Here is a 14,909-nt window from a genome sequence, read left to right on the forward strand (position 1 = left end):
ACGATCAATTTATATCGTTATTTCCATACATCGACATTCTGACCGGATTTAACTAATTGTTCGGAGCGATGCACCATGTATTTGCTCCACGTATTGAAGTCTTTATAATGCTTACCGGAGACATAGCTCAGCAACTGCTGAAAGTGAAATAACTTCAACATACCAGTAAGCGTTTCGCGGTGCTTGCCTTCGTTATAGAACAACATCGCGGGCCGGTAACTTATATCGAGCTTGTTCACCCATTGCCTGATTGTGGTTTGATTTCCTTCATCATCAATAATCGGGCGTTCATCCAAAGCGTCGAACCGCACTACAGTGTAGTCTTTTAACAGAGCTTGTGTCTCCGCCAAATCAAACACTTCGTTATGAAAACGCTCACAGTCATCACAACTTTTATCTTCAATAAGAATAGCGACAGGTTTGCCTGAAGCAACCAACTGCTGCACGTTATCCGTTTGTTGATAAACAGGATGATCTTTCAGCTCATAAATCGCATCCGTTAAATGCTGCTGACGATAGCTGGCAAAGTCACCTTTCAAATAAGCTTTATCTTTAACGTAGTTGAGTACCTGACGAAATTCACGTGGCGAACGGTAGCCATTTAAACGCTGCACAATTTGATTATTTTCATTCATGAACAGAATGGTTGGCGTGTAACGAACGTTTAAGGCTCTGGCTAAATCTGACTCAGGCACTTCCGTCTCGTCATTAAAGGCGACTTCACGGCTACCGTGTAAGTTCAGATCAATACTGTCAAAGGACGCTTGTATCAAAGACTTGTTATAGTCTCCTCTGAAATTATCATCCAGCATTTTTTGACAATACGGACAGCCAGAAATATGAAAGTAGATCAGCACATGCTTGTTTACTTCGGCCGCCTCTTCAACCTCTTCACGAAAGTCGAGAAAGCTATCTTTAAACCAGTCAGGAATGACTACCTCGGTCGCGCCAATGACTTTACCGGGTGTTTTGGCTTCAGACACCATGGTGTCTGCGACAGCAGTGACTGAGAAAATAACAGTGAGAATCAGCGCAGAAAGCAGCTGTTTAGAATCAATAAATTTAAACATAATCTAACCCTCCTTTTCGTCAGTATAGACAACACTTCCTAAAATGGACAAGTAGTGCGGAGGGATAGGCGTTCTGTCTTTTGACCTTAGGGGCTGAATTTTTTACCCGCCATCAGGTGTAAATGCATGTGGAAAATAATTTGTCCACCGCCTTCGCCACAGTTCATTTGCACACGATAACCGTCATCGGCAAAACCTTGTTCATCAGCAATGGCCTTGGCTGCCTGAAATATCTCACCAGCTAATGCGGTATCTTCAGGGGCCAAATCGTTCAAGGTTGCGATATGCTTTTTAGGGATGATCAGTACGTGAAATGGTGTCTTCGGGTGAATATCCTTAAACGCTAATACGTGCTCATTTTCGTAAACCACATCAGCAGGTATCTCGCCTGCTAAAATCTTACAGAACAAACAATCAGACATGAATAATTCCTGTCGTTATCAAGTTTAGTCGGTACAGTAACCCTGTCATTAGTAGGCGCGACGACCATCAAAGGCATGAGATAGCGTGCCACTATCCACATAATCAAGCTCACCACCCACCGGCACACCATGCGCAATACGTGTCGCCTGAACGCCCTGCTTTGCGGCTAACTCATGTAAATAATGCGCGGTGACTTCACCTTCGATAGTAGGGTTAGTTGCGAGAATGAGTTCCGCCACCTCGCCACTTTCCAAACGCTTTTCCAGCAGATCCAGGCCCAACTGTTCAGGGCCGATACCATCAAGCGGCGATAGCTTCCCCATCAGCACAAAGTAGTAGCCGCGATAATCTGTGGCCTGCTCAAGTGCAATCACATCAGAAGGGTTTTCAACAATACACAGCTTGCTGGCATCCCGATTTGCATTACTACAAATCTTACATAGATCATGCTCTGTCAGCGTTCGGCAGCTTTCGCAGTGGCCGATTTTTTCAATCGCTTCTTGTATCGCAGAAGCTAGCCTAAGACCAGCCTCGCGATCATGCTCCAATAAATGGAAGCTCATTCGCTGTGCAGTTCGGGCACCTACGCCCGGCAAACACTTGAATGCATCAACCATTTCATTGAGTAGTGAAGAGTCTGACATAAATCAGAATGGCATCTTCATTCCGGCCGGAAGATTCATACCCGCTGTCACACCTGACATACGTGATTTAGTCTCTTCTGCCAATTTTTGAACGGAGTCGTTGATCGCCGCTGCAATCAGATCTTCCAACATTTCCTGATCATCATCTTCCATCAGAGAGGGATCAATGTTGACACGCTTACACTCGTGCTGACCATTCAGCGTGACAGCGACTAAACCACCGCCAGACTCACCTTTTACTTCCAATTTAGCAATCTCAGCCTGCGCACGCTGCATATCTTCCTGCATCTTTTGCGCCTGCTTCATCATGTTGCCCAAACCGCCTTTCATCATGTCTTTTCTCCTGAAATTTTCTGTATTGAGTATAGCCCAAGGGCCTCAAATAATATGCTTAATCTGTTTTCGGTACTACCGAACCCGGTACAACTTTTGCATCGAACCGCTCGGCCAAGGCTTTGATAAAATCATCTTCCTGAATGTTTTGTTCAGCAGCACGTTGGCGTTCTTTGATATAACGAGCATTATATTGGGCCGGTGTTTCCTGATTCAACTCTCTGACGGCAACCACCAGCTTTCGTTGCGTGCCAAAGTACTCATTTAACGCCGCTTCAATTTCGTCGATAGCACTGGTTCGCATCAGCATTTCACTGGCGGTTTCCAGATGCAATTCTATGCGTTGATCATCCTGCTCTGCCAGAATACAGTTTTTCGCAAGTTCTGCCGGTAAACCACTTAATGATAGTGATTGTACAATGCCATACCATTCATCTGTAGTAGTCGCTGGCATTGGTGTGGTTGGTGCTGAGTGAGTGCTTTGAACGGTTTCTTTTGCATCTTGTGCTTCTGCAGGTGCAGGTGCAGGTGCAGGTGCAGGTGCAGGTGCAGGTGCAGGTGCAGGTGCAGGTGCAGGTGCAGCATTGCTTTCTTCAGGTGATTCTGCAAGTGTTTGCTCAGCATCATTTTGCTGACCATTGTGATTGTCGGCATCATTATCTGTTGACGAGTCTGAATCACTCACTACAGGCTTATCCGACCCTACCGGTTTTGACTCAGTGAGTTTGACATCCACTTCCGGTGCATCAACAAGCTGCGAGAGCTCACTCACTTTACTGGCAACAGGACTCATGGATACCTTTGCAGAAGGCTCATCATCCCATGGTGGTGGCTCAGGCGGCTTAGCCTGTTCCTGTGCTGCGGCCCTAGCAGTCTCAGCATTTTCAGGCTTCGCAGTGCCTGGCTGATTGACCATCTGATCATACTCATCCCACGGCGGCGCTGCCTCATCATCCTGCTGCACAGCTGGCTTTGGTGCTGGTGCTGGTGCTGGTGCTGGCAATGATGTGCTGGACTCAGATTCCTTAGCTATGGTTTTTTTTTTCAAATCCGCAGCATTATCAGACGCAGGCGCATCAGATACCGCAGCCTGAGCATCTGACGGTGAAGCAGCAACAGGCGCAACCGTCGTTGGGCGGAAAGCCAACATACGCAGCAGCAACATTTCAAACCCACTACGCGGATCAGGCGCTAAGGATAAATCCCGCCGTCCTGTAATTGCGATTTGATAATAAAGCTGAACATCTTCTTTACTTAACTGACCCGCTAAATCACGAAGATTATCATCATCTTCATCCGCGCCAGCCACAACCTGAAGCACCGCTAATTGATGCAACATGGCAATCATCGCATCAGTTGCCGCTGCAAAATCCGGTGTAACGCCCGCCATATCCTCAACTTTATGGATAATACCAGCGCCATCGCCCGCAGCGACCATCTTAATCAAAGCAATCAACGGATCATGAGCAATACTGCCCAACATGTCCTGTACTTCTTTCAGCTCAATATGGCCATTACCAAACGCAATCGCCTGATCCATCAAACTCAGCGCATCACGCATACTGCCGTCAGCAGCACGGGCAAGTAAACGAATCGAAGCATCATCACCCTGAATGCTCTCTTCACTGCTCAAATGTTTGAGGTGTCCGGCGATCATATCAACCGTCATGCGCTTCAGATTAAACTGTAGGCAGCGGGATAAAATCGTGACCGGTAATTTTTGCGGATCAGTCGTCGCAAACAGAAATTTGACGTGTGCTGGTGGCTCTTCCAGTGTTTTCAGCAAAGCATTAAAGCTGTGACCGGACAGCATGTGCACTTCATCGATCAGATAAACTTTAAAACGACCATGCGTCGGTGCGTACTGAACATTATCCAGTAGCTCGCGAGTGTCTTCGACTTTAGTCCGAGAGGCCGCATCCACTTCGATCAAATCAATAAAGCGACCAGCGGCTATTTCCTGACACGCCCCACAAGCACCGCAAGGCTCTGAGGTAACGCCGGTTTCACAGTTCAGGCATTTCGCCAGAATCCGCGCAATCGTCGTCTTACCGACCCCTCGGGTTCCGGTAAATAAATAAGCATGATGAAGACGGTCATTATCAAGCGCATTAATCAGTCCACGCAGTACGTGTTGTTGACCAACCATTTCCTTGAAATTTTGTGGACGCCATTTACGCGCGAGAACCTGATAACTCATTAGGCAATGTACAGATGGCTTTAAGAAGAGTATGCAATGGTGGCGATCCACATCAGCCGACCCTCGGCGCCCGAGATCACCGCTACAGTTGCTTCCTTCCGGACCTGGCTGGGTTAACGGTTTATCGTCGCGAGGAGACCAATGCAGATCACCATATTGCAGAACGGAGGATTATGAGGGAAAATCATCTCACTAACAAGAAGAAATATACTATGCCTTTTACTTTAGCTCACCCTGTTGTCTCTCTCCCATTAAAAAAATACTTAGGAGACTACGGCGCACTCTCCGCACTGTTTATCGGTGCCATTGTTCCCGACTTCGTTTACATGATGCCGCCGGAATTTGTCTACTATTATCGGCTGGAAAGCCACACACTGATGGGACTGATTAAAGTCTGCATGCCACTGGGCTTGCTATTCTATTATTTCTATCATTTATTGATGGCTCCCGTGATTGTGTCTGCCTTCCCGGAGATACTCAGGCGTAAACTGCCACGGCATTTATCGCTAGGCCAATGCCCACCTCTGTCGAATGCACACGCGATTATTGTGTCACTGCTGATTGGTGCTGCCACACATATTATCTTTGATGCATTTACTCATGAGCGACACTTTCCACAATATATCGAGCTATTACGAACGCCACTGGCTTCCATCGATGGCTATCCCATTATGCCGTTCAGAGTGATCCAACATCTGGGTACTATTTTTGGCAGCCTGATCATAGTTTGGTGGACTTGGCATTGGTTTAAAACAGCACCAGATCTCTCAGAAAAAACGTGGCTACCCTTACCACCTGTGCGTTACTCGGTGATTGCCTTATTAATACTAATCCCATCATCAGTAGGTATGTATTTCATCTATAAAAACACACCTGAAAATGGCGTGCTATTTGGTTTGCATGACATACAGCACGGACTTAAATATGGAATTGTTGCCGGTGGTGCTGCGCTTATCGTGGTATCAGGAGCATTGGGCGCTTTTTATCAGTTATTACTTTTTTCGGGACGTAGAAAAGCACAATATTCATAAAAACACTTACTGAGTTGCTATGAATAAATACTTGGCTACAAATACAAAGAATGCTTTATGCTGCCCATATTGTTATGGCGGGCTGCGTGACATAGACACGACAGCTATTTGTAGCAGTTGCGGTTGCCAGTATACCAATTCACCCTCAGGCAGTTTGGATCTGCGCCTAAACCGGCCTAAGAAATATAGCTACGATTTGACGCTGGGGTCTTCCTTAGAAGACTCGCAGCAACTTTGTGCTAGCCCGCTCTCCCCTAACCCAAATCAGCAAGTAGACTATCAGAACATCGAAGTACCCAACCATCTTACTTCTGCACTACTAAGCCACTTTCCAAAAGCACAAAATGATAACGCTTTAATGTTGGATATTGGGTGTGGTACTGCCGTGCATAAAGCCGTTGCTGAGCATGCAGGATTTGAATACATAGGGATTGATTATCACAATCAAAACGCTCCAATCTTAGGTGATGCACACGCTATTCCTCTAAAGGATGACAGCGTAGATTTTGTACTCTCAATAGCAGTACTGGAACATATCCGCTTTCCATTTGTGGTGATGGAAGAGATTCACAGAGTATTGAAAACCGATGGAATGTTTATTGGTACAGTCGCATTTTTAGAACCATTCCATGAAGATAGTTTCTACCACCATACGCACTTAGGTACTTTTAATGCGCTTCAGGCTGGTGGCTTCACGGTAGAGATTCTCTCTGCCAGTGATGAATGGAATAGTCTGGTTGCCCAATTCCACATGGGCTTATTTCCTAAAATGCCAATTCCTCTGGCACGGATGTTAGCGGCCCCTATCAGACTGCTCCACAAACTTTGGTGGAAACTTGGAAAGCTTCGGTTTGAAGAAGCCACAGAACAAATGCGAATTACCAAGAATACGGGTGCTTTTACTTTTATCGCTTACAAGCGAGCCTAGATAAACAATGACTATGAATCAGTCCTTCTCCGTCATTATTCCTTTGTATAATAAAGGGAATTACATACGCAGAGCCCTGGATTCAGTCCTTTCGCAAACATACCAAGATTTTGAAATCATCGTGGTTAATGATGGGTCTGATGATGGAGGTGATGCCCTAGTCCGTAGCTATCTGGATAAAAGAATCCGACTGATTGATCAAGCAAACAGTGGCGTCTCAATAGCCAGAAACACAGGTGTCGCAGCATCGCACTCTGACTTCATCTGTATGTTGGATGCAGATGATGAGTGGAAGCCGCACTTTCTTGAGGACATGAAGTCGCTACTCGATGACTTTCCTAATCATCATATTTTTAGTCTTCGTCATGAAATCGTCAGCACTAATGGCAGGCTCATTAATCCCACTGTCTCACTACCAAATGGCCACCGTGGAATTGTAGAAAACTTCATCGACACCTTCACACATTCTAACGGTCTCATTAACGCTTCATCGGTCTGCCTAAGGAAGTCATATTTCTTAACACTTGGGGGATTTCCTAATGGAGAGAGTCAGGGAGAGGATCTATATCTTTGGTTACTCTATGCCCTCAAGACAGACATCATTTTTTACGACCGAATTGCAAGTTGTTACTACAAAGATAGTACCAATCGCTCCATACACCGAGTTTGTAAGAAAGAGTTGCCCTACCATTTCAGTCACTTCTATAGCTTGCTAAAACAAAAACAATTTTCGAAAAGGTATGGAAAAGAAAAAACGTCACCGTTGAGGCGCTATCTCAGAAATCAAGCCATTCTTCACACGGCAGCACTGATTGCCCTTGATAAGCGGGGCATTGCACTCGCCCATTCGCTAAGACTCTTCAGATTAAACAAGTACACGTGTTTTGATTGCCTATTGATACAACTGTTCCCCAGCAAGTTATTGGGCAAAGTACAAGTCGCTAGAAATTATAAAAGAGCGCCTCAATGAAGCAACGGATTCTGAATACTCTAGAGCACTATAATCACGTTAAGAACCATGTGTTCAATGCATTCAATCACCCTGTGATCGTATTGATGTATCACAGAGTATTAGATCAAAATGAACAAGGCAGTCCCTATACTGTAACCACCAGTCACTTCCGGGATCAAATGCTCTACCTAAAAGATCACTTTGAGATGGTTGGCCTTGAGGACAATTGGCAGAACCTTGAAAGACCTGCCTGCGTGATCACATTTGATGATGGTTATTATGACAATTACACAATTGCCAGAGACTTTCTATCACCTCAATCAATTCCTGCCACTTTCTTTGTAGCGACACAAAACATTGGCACCAAAAATCTTTTTTGGTGGGATGACCTCAACTTGCATCAGGCTTTTTACGAAAAAAGTAGCGGCTTAACCATGATGCAATTATTTCGCCAACTAAAGAACAGTCAAAGAAACGATCAAATCCGTTTCTTTAACAAGCACCAACCACCGGTCTGCTGTGATGAAGCAACAAGGAAAGCCTACCGTAGCATGACGAAGCAAGAGTTAATTAGCCTCTCCGACTTGCCGCACATGAGTATTGGTGCACACACCATTAATCACCTCAACTTAAGCAAACAAAGTATTGATGAGATTGCTTTCGAACTCCGTGAATCTCAATTAAGACTAGAGCACATTATTAATAAGTCCGTTACCAGCTGTTCATTTCCTTATGGGAGCTACAACAGAAAGGTCATCGGTGTGAGTCAAAAGCTCGGCTTTAATACAGCGTGTATTGGTGTTTCTCAAAATGCCTACCACTGGACGAACCGACTAAAAATACCCAGAATTTCAGTAGAGGATGTTGCCTTAGGTACGTTCAAGCGACAGATTAATCGTTTGATTCCATAGCTGCCTTATATTTTTATAGCTAAACGATTCAACGGACGACAAAGCGTTTGCTGATAAGAATCGTCGTTTTGACTCACTTTGTCCAACCTCATCTAGTGCATTAACCAAGCCATGAAAATCATTATTTTCCACCAATAATCCATTATATTGATCTTGGATAAGGTCACTAAGGCCCGTTGGGCAATTGTAGGCAACAACGGCTTTTTCCAGTGCTAGCGATTCCAATAAAACCATCGGAAAAGCCTCGAAGCGACTAGTCAACAAAAAGACATCCGCTGCTTTGATAACGGGAAATGGGTTTTTCATTGCACCTAAGATTTTTACGTTTGCATATCGCTCAGCTAGCTTAGTTAAAGCATCCCGCTCCTCACCATCGCCAATGATAATTAAATCATGAGTTTCGCTGATTGTTGCTGCCTGAAAGACCTCAATCATGACATCGTATGCTTTTTGATAGGTAAGTCGTCCAGCAGAAACCACATATGGTTTGGGATGGCTGAATGCTACACTCATCGCTTGCTTCTGAATGGACTGCGCATCCACCGGATTATTAATAATTGTTAGCTGGCGGAAATTGAAGTTGTTCTGACTGAGGTGATCCTTTAGACCCTTTGACACTGCAACTACCTGAGATGCATAAGGAAACATAAACTTCATCACCGACTGATCAAACCGGGACAACATGGTGGGCAGTAGATGTAACGTTAAAATACTATTTGACCGATTACTCAGAAAAGCGCACAAATTAGCTGATTCAAGAAAGCTAATGACAACATCATATCCATTACGTTTACTTAACTGCTTGAATCGCTTTTGACGTTGATAGACGTTATAAACCTTTCCAAAAAACCCTTTTCCACCCAAACAGTTTAGGCTGATTATTGGAAGTGAGGTATCAAATACGCACCCCTCTGAGGAGAAAACAACGAGAGTAACCTCATGGTCAAAGGACAATAACTCCGCAGTACTGACCGCAGACCGTTGCCCTCCTCCCAATGTTAAATCTGGTACCAATACTGCAATTTTCGCCATTGTTTTTTCCAATTGAAACTCAGGGACAAAAACATACACCCAATGGTAACAATCATATGGCTATGACAGTCTAAGACTTCCGATGAGCCCGATTTAATAACTGCATAACGGTTTCACAAAGCCTATATAATGAGCACAATACTTAATCAAACGCGTCACATTGGAGTCCGCTATGTCACAGATTTTCGCAAACGACCACATTTACATCAAGATACATGACAGCGAAGTACCATGGCTCAAGGTCTACTCTCAACAAAGCTGTAAAGAGTTCACCGAATGTGACAGCACAACGCGCCAACAGATCTGGCAGTTACTAGAACTGATTGAGCGCGAAATGCTGAGTTATTACAAACCCGAAAAGATCAATATCGCCAGTTTTGGAAATTACAAACCACAAGTCCATTGGCATGTCATGGCGCGATTCAAAGAAGATAGCTTTTACCCTGAGCCAATGTGGGGACCAAAACAACGAGAAGCCAATTTAGACCTCCCCTCCATGGATGGTTTTCTTAAAATTGTGTTACCGAAAATTGAGCAAATACTGAAATAATTTTGCTGCCTCATTGCATCGGTGGTGTTACGCTCCACCGATGAATATAAGCACCTTTAACCGACGCCATGAACTGGGTCAATTAGCCCGGATTTCTCTCCCCATCATCGCCGCCCAATTACTGCAAATGGGCATGGGCGTTATTGATACGGTGATGGCCGGACGTATTGACGCGCTATCAATTGCCGCTATCGCCCTAGGTGCTTCGATCTGGTTCTTTGTGATCTTGATCGGCATCGGCATTTTATTGGCGTTTACCCCGATTATCTCTCAACATATCGGCGCTGATAACCACCCGTTGATTCGGGAAGAACTACGACAGGGAATCTGGTTATCCGTCACCATAGGCTTTTGCCTGATTATTTTATTAACCCTGCTGGCTCAGCTGATGCCGGTACTGGGGATTAAACAAGAGATTATTCCGGCGGCCAGTGACTATATTCTTTGGGTAGCCTGGAGCCTCCCCTTTACCTGCTTGTATCTAGTACCTCGCACCTTTAATGAAGCCAATGGCAACACCTTACCGATGATGTGGATACAGCTGGCCGTGTTACCCCTGAATGTATTGGGTAATTACCTGTTTATGTACGGCAGCTTTGGTTTTCCGGAAATGGGTGCCTCAGGTGCCGCTCTGTCAACTGGCATCGCTCAGGTTGTCGGTTGTATTGCGCTTTATTACTACACCCTGCATGCGCCTCAATATAAGATTTACGATTTACGCAAACGCATGACACCGCCGGACTGGGCGCATATTTTCCGTATTTGTAAACTCGGTTTTCCGATTGCAATTACTATGGGCATGGAGTCTGGCCTGTTTACCGCAACTGCATTGTTGATGGGACGCTTCGGTGCTGAGGCGGCGGCAGGTCACCAAATCGCCATTAATGTTGCATCACTGGCCTTCATGGTGCCACTTGGAGTGTCCATGGCATTAACGGTTCGTGTGGGACAAGCCGTCGGTGCCAAACACATGGTCGCTGCCAAAAAGCGCGGCAACCTGGGCATTCAGATCTGTGGGTTGATTACCTGCTGCTCCGCCTTCATTCTTTGGCAATTCGGTAACACTATCGCTAACTGGTACACCCACGAAACTGTCGTTGTCGGCATTGCCACACAATTACTAGCCCTCGCTGCCCTATTCCAAATCGTTGATGGTTTACAGGTCGGTGCGGTCGGTGCACTACGTGGATTTAAAGATACTGCCATTCCCATGTTGATCGCCGTGGTTTGCTACTGGGTGATTGGTATGGGAACAGCACTTTGGTTTGGCGTATTTGGTGATATGGGGCCAGCAGGTTTGTGGCTGGGACTTGTGACAGGCTTATTCGTTGCCGCGATCGCGATGAATGCACGCTTCTACCGTGTTTCACGACGCGCCCTGAGTGCTTAGCATTCGATCTCTGTAAATAACAGTGATATGCTCGAGTCATCTCATTTAACCACCGCTGACTATGCCAAAAATTACCCCTGTTGTACTCGTTCTGGTCGTGATCAATGTTGCGCTGTTCCTGCTTAACAGCCTGACCACCTTTGAAATGAATGATGTGCTGGGACTGCATCATCCTGACAATCAGGACTATGGCGTCTGGCAATACCTCACCAGCATGTTTATGCACGGCAGCGTGATGCATATTTTATTCAATATGTTTGGTCTGTGGATGTTTGGAACAGCGCTGGAAGGCGTCTGGGGCAGTAAAAAGTTTCTGTTTTTCTACTTTGTCACAGGGCTTGGCGCGAGTGTCATTTACACCTTAGTCAATAGCTACCAATTCGACGCGGCGGCCAATGCCTTAATGGCTGCCGGTATGCAGGAATACGATATAAAGGAGTTGGTGGAAACAGGCCGGTATCGTATGTACAATGGTATCACAGAAGCAGCCGTGACTGAGGCTTATCAAACGTTTAATACGGTCATGGTTGGCGCCTCGGGAGCGTTGTACGGTGTACTGGTTGCCTTTGCGATTCGCTACCCTAACGCTAAGCTCGCACTATTGTTTTTACCCTTCCCGATTGCCGCAAAATATTTCGTGCCGATTCTGCTGTGTATTGACTTGTTCTCAGGGGTGACCGGTTTCTCGATATTCGGTGGTGGTATCGCGCATTTCGCTCACTTGGGTGGTGCACTCATCGGCCTTGTCCTGATGCTTTACTGGCGTAATAGCCGCCAGTAAGTCTGTCAAAGCTGGGATTAACGGAAGTTATCGTAGATGTTTTCTGCCCAGCTTAAGCGGTCACTAAAACGACTGATTTGACCGGCTAATGGCTCAGGAATCTCCTTGGGCCAGCAATTGATCCCATAGCCATCAGGCATAAACAGTGGCGCCAGCATCGAGGCGACCGACAAATCCGCACGGGTAAAGGTTTCCCCAACCAAAAACTCTCTGTCACCCAATGTTTCGACCATATTGTCGAGTGCCGTTGAGATCTTCTGTTCAGCCTCCTGCGCGGTTGCATCATTAATCTTCATCAACTCACGCATCGGCCCAACCATTTTGGGAAAGGCAAAACTCGTTGTGGTACGCGAGTACCAGGTACCATCCTGCGTCATTAATGGCACGACCAGGTCTTTGTGCTCCAACAGCGTATGGTAGATCAGTAAGCGAACGGCAGGTCCGATTTCACGATCAGCAAACGACTCCCACGCTGCTGCAAGTTCTGCTTCTTTCGGATCTTCAGGTGTTAACTTGCGGCGGGAAAAGCGCTCATCCAGATACGTAATAATGGCGTCAGAGTTCTGAATATATTGCCCGTTATGCTCAAGAATCGGCACACTACTTTTCGGTGCTATTTTCTTAGTTTTCTTGGCATACGTGAGTAACGATAAATTCACTTTGCGGTATGGCAATTCTTTAATTTCCAAGGCCCATCGCGCTTTTTCACAAAAATGAGAGATTGGAAATTGATACAACTTAAGCATTAAACACTCCGGGGCATTCTGGGGTCATTAGTTATAGCACGTCATCCCTTGTCGGCCTAGCACGCAATAACGCGTGTAGACCGCTTCAGTCTGCTTTATGCAAAGTTAACTGAGGGAATGGAATATTCCAGTTATTCTCGTTACACGCTTTAACACAGCTCTGCTGAATAACACGTTCAATCTTAAAATAAGACGAGGCGATGCGGCTGTGCATGGTGACATAGATCAGATAATCCAACGATGAACTATTGGCCGTTTTGAAGTCAACTAAAATCTCCAACACATGCTCGCCCAACCCCGCAGAACGAAAGCCTTCTGCCACATAGTCTTTAAATTTCTCCGGAACTTCTGTCAGGCTCTCCCCAATATGGGAATAGTCGATACCAAATGTCGACGCTACACCATAGCTGCCACCGCGGGTAAGATTATAAAACTCCATTTCATACATGCTATGAGTAGGATAAGTCAGACGCATACCACCGCGCGATTTTAACTCTACATTCTCTGGTGTCTGACTTAACACTTCAGCAACCGCACCATCCGGCATCAGTAAAAAGTCCCCTTTCTCTGACGGAAACCAAGCCTCATCACGACTTAACGGACGGGAATTGAGGTTAACCACTTCAGACAACGGTACGCGTAACACACCAAATAACTCCGGATTTCTGAAAATGGTATGCACATTAATATGTGTGACTTGCCACGGGACACCGTTATAGAACACCCGCTCACCTTCTCGCAGTGTGCCCATATTTAACAGGGCTCTTGCTTCATTGACATAGCGTGGTAGTAGCTCACGCAAGGCGAGCATCATGCCAATAATCACGATAATCATTAATGCCAGTAGCAATAAATCACCGCGAACATAAAGCACAACAACGACTGCAATCACAATCAACAAGCTGGTGAGTATCTTGTATAAGTACAAAGCGACACGATAACGGGTCTGCGGCTTTTGTTGCTCTCCGGACGATTTACGCTTTCGGAACAGTAGCAGCCATAATATCCCCTTCATCGCCAGCCACACCAGGAAAGAGGCAACACCTGCAATAAATAAAGTCGTACCACGCCCACCCAAGAAGGACTTCATAGAGGCAGTAAAACTCTCGTACCAAGGTTCGTTATTACCTAACAGACTTTCCAGCTGAAATTGCGCCAGCTCGATTTCACGTTGATTGTCTTTTTTCTTGGATTGCCAGCTCTCCAATGTTTCTTTCAGCGCTGGTAGCAAGGTCTTCGGAGGATTCGCAGCGATGCGGCTTTGTACTGATAAGATTGCCCGCTCAATCTCTTTACCTTGCAGTGTTCTGTCAGTAATGATCGAACGCAGACGTTCCGTTTTACGTGGTTTTTCGGTGAGGTCTTTCAGACTTTCCAGCACGGGCTGAGTGATTAATACCAGTTCTTCTTTCCAGTCGAATTCCTTCTCTGCCTGACCAAATGATTCCAGACTGATTCCACCGATGGCAACCTGCTCAAACGTGGTTTTCAGATTTTTGATTTCAGCATTAAGTTTATCCAGCTGCGCCTGAAGCTCAGGCTTCTGTGTCGCATCAGCCGCTTTGACCTGACGCTGTAACTGCGTTTGCTCTTTGATTTTTTCTTCAAGTGCTTGTTGTGTACTAGCGAGGCTATCCACTGCATTTTGTTGTTTTTGCTTTTCTTCTGCGGCCTTGATCTCTTCCTCTGTTAGCGTCGGTTCAACAACCGCTGGAGCCGTTGCGACCTCTGATTTAGGGCCTTCAGACGTGTCATCTGCGAAAACAGGGCAAGAAAACACCCAAAAGACGACCAAAAACCGAAATATATATTGCATTTGTAGCACTCAAAAAAAAGGTATCGAAGAAGTTTACTCCATTAGGGCCTGTTGCCGTTTAGTAAACAGCCATTGGCACTGGAGTAAAAAACTCGCATCATT

The 14,909-nt window shown here is 45.7% G+C and carries 15 protein-coding genes and 1 other RNA gene; 7 read left to right on the forward strand and 9 right to left on the reverse strand.

All coding sequences use genetic code 11. The features are described from left to right. Nucleotides 1-17: 17 nt before the first annotated feature. The 6 genes from DKW60_RS02320 to ffs all read right to left on the reverse strand — a co-directional run bounded on the left by DKW60_RS02320 (nucleotide 18) and on the right by ffs (nucleotide 4,814). Nucleotides 18-1,070, reverse strand: a complete 1,053-nt coding sequence (locus tag DKW60_RS02320; RefSeq protein ID WP_109836052.1) for a thioredoxin family protein — start codon at nucleotides 1,068-1,070, stop codon at nucleotides 18-20. An 86-nt stretch (nucleotides 1,071-1,156) separates the two neighbouring features. After that, the gene (locus DKW60_RS02325) at nucleotides 1,157-1,492 is read right to left on the reverse strand and encodes a histidine triad nucleotide-binding protein (RefSeq protein ID WP_109836053.1); all 336 of its coding nucleotides are present in this window, start codon (nucleotides 1,490-1,492) and stop codon (nucleotides 1,157-1,159) included. Between the two features lie 48 nt (nucleotides 1,493-1,540). Beyond that, complete coding sequence (gene recR, locus DKW60_RS02330) at nucleotides 1,541-2,137, reverse strand: recombination mediator RecR (protein ID WP_109836054.1); 597 nt, start codon at nucleotides 2,135-2,137, stop codon at nucleotides 1,541-1,543. A gap of 3 nt (nucleotides 2,138-2,140) precedes the next feature. After that, entirely contained in the window at nucleotides 2,141-2,467 is a 327-nt protein-coding gene (locus DKW60_RS02335) for a YbaB/EbfC family nucleoid-associated protein (protein ID WP_425451282.1), read from the reverse strand. 61 nt (nucleotides 2,468-2,528) lie between these two features. Further along, nucleotides 2,529-4,670: a DNA polymerase III subunit gamma/tau gene (dnaX, locus tag DKW60_RS02340; protein ID WP_109836056.1), complete on the reverse strand. Its 2,142-nt coding sequence runs from the start codon at nucleotides 4,668-4,670 to the stop codon at nucleotides 2,529-2,531. A 47-nt stretch (nucleotides 4,671-4,717) separates the two neighbouring features. Continuing rightward, nucleotides 4,718-4,814, reverse strand: an RNA gene (gene ffs / locus DKW60_RS02345) — signal recognition particle sRNA small type. A 68-nt stretch (nucleotides 4,815-4,882) separates the two neighbouring features. Here ffs and DKW60_RS02350 point away from each other — a divergent pair. Genes DKW60_RS02350 through DKW60_RS02365 form a run of 4 tightly spaced genes read left to right on the forward strand, consistent with a single transcriptional unit; the run spans nucleotide 4,883 to nucleotide 8,492 of the window. After that, a complete protein-coding gene (locus DKW60_RS02350) occupies nucleotides 4,883-5,701 on the forward strand; it encodes a DUF4184 family protein (protein ID WP_181389553.1) in 819 nt (272 codons plus the stop codon). Between the two features lie 19 nt (nucleotides 5,702-5,720). Next, nucleotides 5,721-6,629, forward strand: coding sequence for a class I SAM-dependent methyltransferase (locus DKW60_RS02355; RefSeq protein ID WP_109836058.1), 909 nt, complete (start codon nucleotides 5,721-5,723; stop codon nucleotides 6,627-6,629). A 7-nt stretch (nucleotides 6,630-6,636) separates the two neighbouring features. Continuing rightward, complete coding sequence (locus DKW60_RS02360; RefSeq protein ID WP_109836059.1) at nucleotides 6,637-7,599, forward strand: glycosyltransferase family 2 protein; 963 nt, start codon at nucleotides 6,637-6,639, stop codon at nucleotides 7,597-7,599. Next, nucleotides 7,596-8,492: a polysaccharide deacetylase family protein gene (locus DKW60_RS02365; RefSeq protein ID WP_109836060.1), complete on the forward strand. Its 897-nt coding sequence runs from the start codon at nucleotides 7,596-7,598 to the stop codon at nucleotides 8,490-8,492. The genes DKW60_RS02360 and DKW60_RS02365 overlap by 4 nt, the downstream gene beginning before the upstream one ends. Here DKW60_RS02365 and DKW60_RS02370 read toward each other — a convergent pair. Further along, nucleotides 8,451-9,524: a glycosyltransferase gene (locus DKW60_RS02370; protein WP_109836061.1), complete on the reverse strand. Its 1,074-nt coding sequence runs from the start codon at nucleotides 9,522-9,524 to the stop codon at nucleotides 8,451-8,453. The genes DKW60_RS02365 and DKW60_RS02370 overlap by 42 nt on opposite strands. Before the next feature lie 172 nt (nucleotides 9,525-9,696). Here DKW60_RS02370 and DKW60_RS02375 point away from each other — a divergent pair, with 172 nt between their 5' ends. The 3 genes from DKW60_RS02375 to DKW60_RS02385 all read left to right on the forward strand — a co-directional run bounded on the left by DKW60_RS02375 (nucleotide 9,697) and on the right by DKW60_RS02385 (nucleotide 12,245). After that, nucleotides 9,697-10,074, forward strand: a complete 378-nt coding sequence (locus DKW60_RS02375; protein ID WP_109836062.1) for an HIT domain-containing protein — start codon at nucleotides 9,697-9,699, stop codon at nucleotides 10,072-10,074. A gap of 40 nt (nucleotides 10,075-10,114) precedes the next feature. Continuing rightward, a complete protein-coding gene (locus tag DKW60_RS02380) occupies nucleotides 10,115-11,464 on the forward strand; it encodes an MATE family efflux transporter (RefSeq protein ID WP_109836063.1) in 1,350 nt (449 codons plus the stop codon). Between the two features lie 61 nt (nucleotides 11,465-11,525). Then, nucleotides 11,526-12,245, forward strand: a complete 720-nt coding sequence (locus DKW60_RS02385; RefSeq protein WP_109836064.1) for a rhomboid family intramembrane serine protease — start codon at nucleotides 11,526-11,528, stop codon at nucleotides 12,243-12,245. 17 nt (nucleotides 12,246-12,262) lie between these two features. Here DKW60_RS02385 and DKW60_RS02390 read toward each other — a convergent pair whose 3' ends face one another. Further along, entirely contained in the window at nucleotides 12,263-12,991 is a 729-nt protein-coding gene (locus tag DKW60_RS02390; protein WP_109836065.1) for a glutathione S-transferase family protein, read from the reverse strand. An 85-nt stretch (nucleotides 12,992-13,076) separates the two neighbouring features. Further along, nucleotides 13,077-14,807, reverse strand: a complete 1,731-nt coding sequence (locus DKW60_RS02395) for a hypothetical protein (RefSeq protein WP_109836066.1) — start codon at nucleotides 14,805-14,807, stop codon at nucleotides 13,077-13,079. Nucleotides 14,808-14,909 lie beyond the last annotated feature (102 nt).

Source organism: Leucothrix pacifica (assembly GCF_003172875.1).
Lineage (GTDB): Bacteria > Pseudomonadota > Gammaproteobacteria > Thiotrichales > Thiotrichaceae > Leucothrix > Leucothrix pacifica.

What these genes read in the sequence shown, in the direction of transcription:
- DKW60_RS02370 (WP_109836061.1), bottom strand. Translation starts at nt 9,524, where the DNA reads ATGGCGAAAATTGCAGTATTGGTACCAGATTTAACATTGGGAGGAGGG.
- DKW60_RS02395 (WP_109836066.1), bottom strand. Translation starts at nt 14,807, where the DNA reads ATGCAATATATATTTCGGTTTTTGGTCGTCTTTTGGGTGTTTTCTTGC.
- DKW60_RS02380 (WP_109836063.1), top strand. Translation starts at nt 10,115, where the DNA reads ATGAATATAAGCACCTTTAACCGACGCCATGAACTGGGTCAATTAGCC.
- DKW60_RS02360 (WP_109836059.1), top strand. Translation starts at nt 6,637, where the DNA reads ATGACTATGAATCAGTCCTTCTCCGTCATTATTCCTTTGTATAATAAA.
- DKW60_RS02390 (WP_109836065.1), bottom strand. Translation starts at nt 12,991, where the DNA reads ATGCTTAAGTTGTATCAATTTCCAATCTCTCATTTTTGTGAAAAAGCG.
- DKW60_RS02320 (WP_109836052.1), bottom strand. Translation starts at nt 1,070, where the DNA reads ATGTTTAAATTTATTGATTCTAAACAGCTGCTTTCTGCGCTGATTCTC.
- DKW60_RS02350 (WP_181389553.1), top strand. Translation starts at nt 4,883, where the DNA reads ATGCCTTTTACTTTAGCTCACCCTGTTGTCTCTCTCCCATTAAAAAAA.
- DKW60_RS02375 (WP_109836062.1), top strand. Translation starts at nt 9,697, where the DNA reads ATGTCACAGATTTTCGCAAACGACCACATTTACATCAAGATACATGAC.
- DKW60_RS02385 (WP_109836064.1), top strand. Translation starts at nt 11,526, where the DNA reads ATGCCAAAAATTACCCCTGTTGTACTCGTTCTGGTCGTGATCAATGTT.
- recR (WP_109836054.1), bottom strand. Translation starts at nt 2,137, where the DNA reads ATGTCAGACTCTTCACTACTCAATGAAATGGTTGATGCATTCAAGTGT.
- DKW60_RS02365 (WP_109836060.1), top strand. Translation starts at nt 7,596, where the DNA reads ATGAAGCAACGGATTCTGAATACTCTAGAGCACTATAATCACGTTAAG.
- dnaX (WP_109836056.1), bottom strand. Translation starts at nt 4,670, where the DNA reads ATGAGTTATCAGGTTCTCGCGCGTAAATGGCGTCCACAAAATTTCAAG.
- DKW60_RS02325 (WP_109836053.1), bottom strand. Translation starts at nt 1,492, where the DNA reads ATGTCTGATTGTTTGTTCTGTAAGATTTTAGCAGGCGAGATACCTGCT.
- DKW60_RS02335 (WP_425451282.1), bottom strand. Translation starts at nt 2,467, where the DNA reads ATGAAAGGCGGTTTGGGCAACATGATGAAGCAGGCGCAAAAGATGCAG.
- DKW60_RS02355 (WP_109836058.1), top strand. Translation starts at nt 5,721, where the DNA reads ATGAATAAATACTTGGCTACAAATACAAAGAATGCTTTATGCTGCCCA.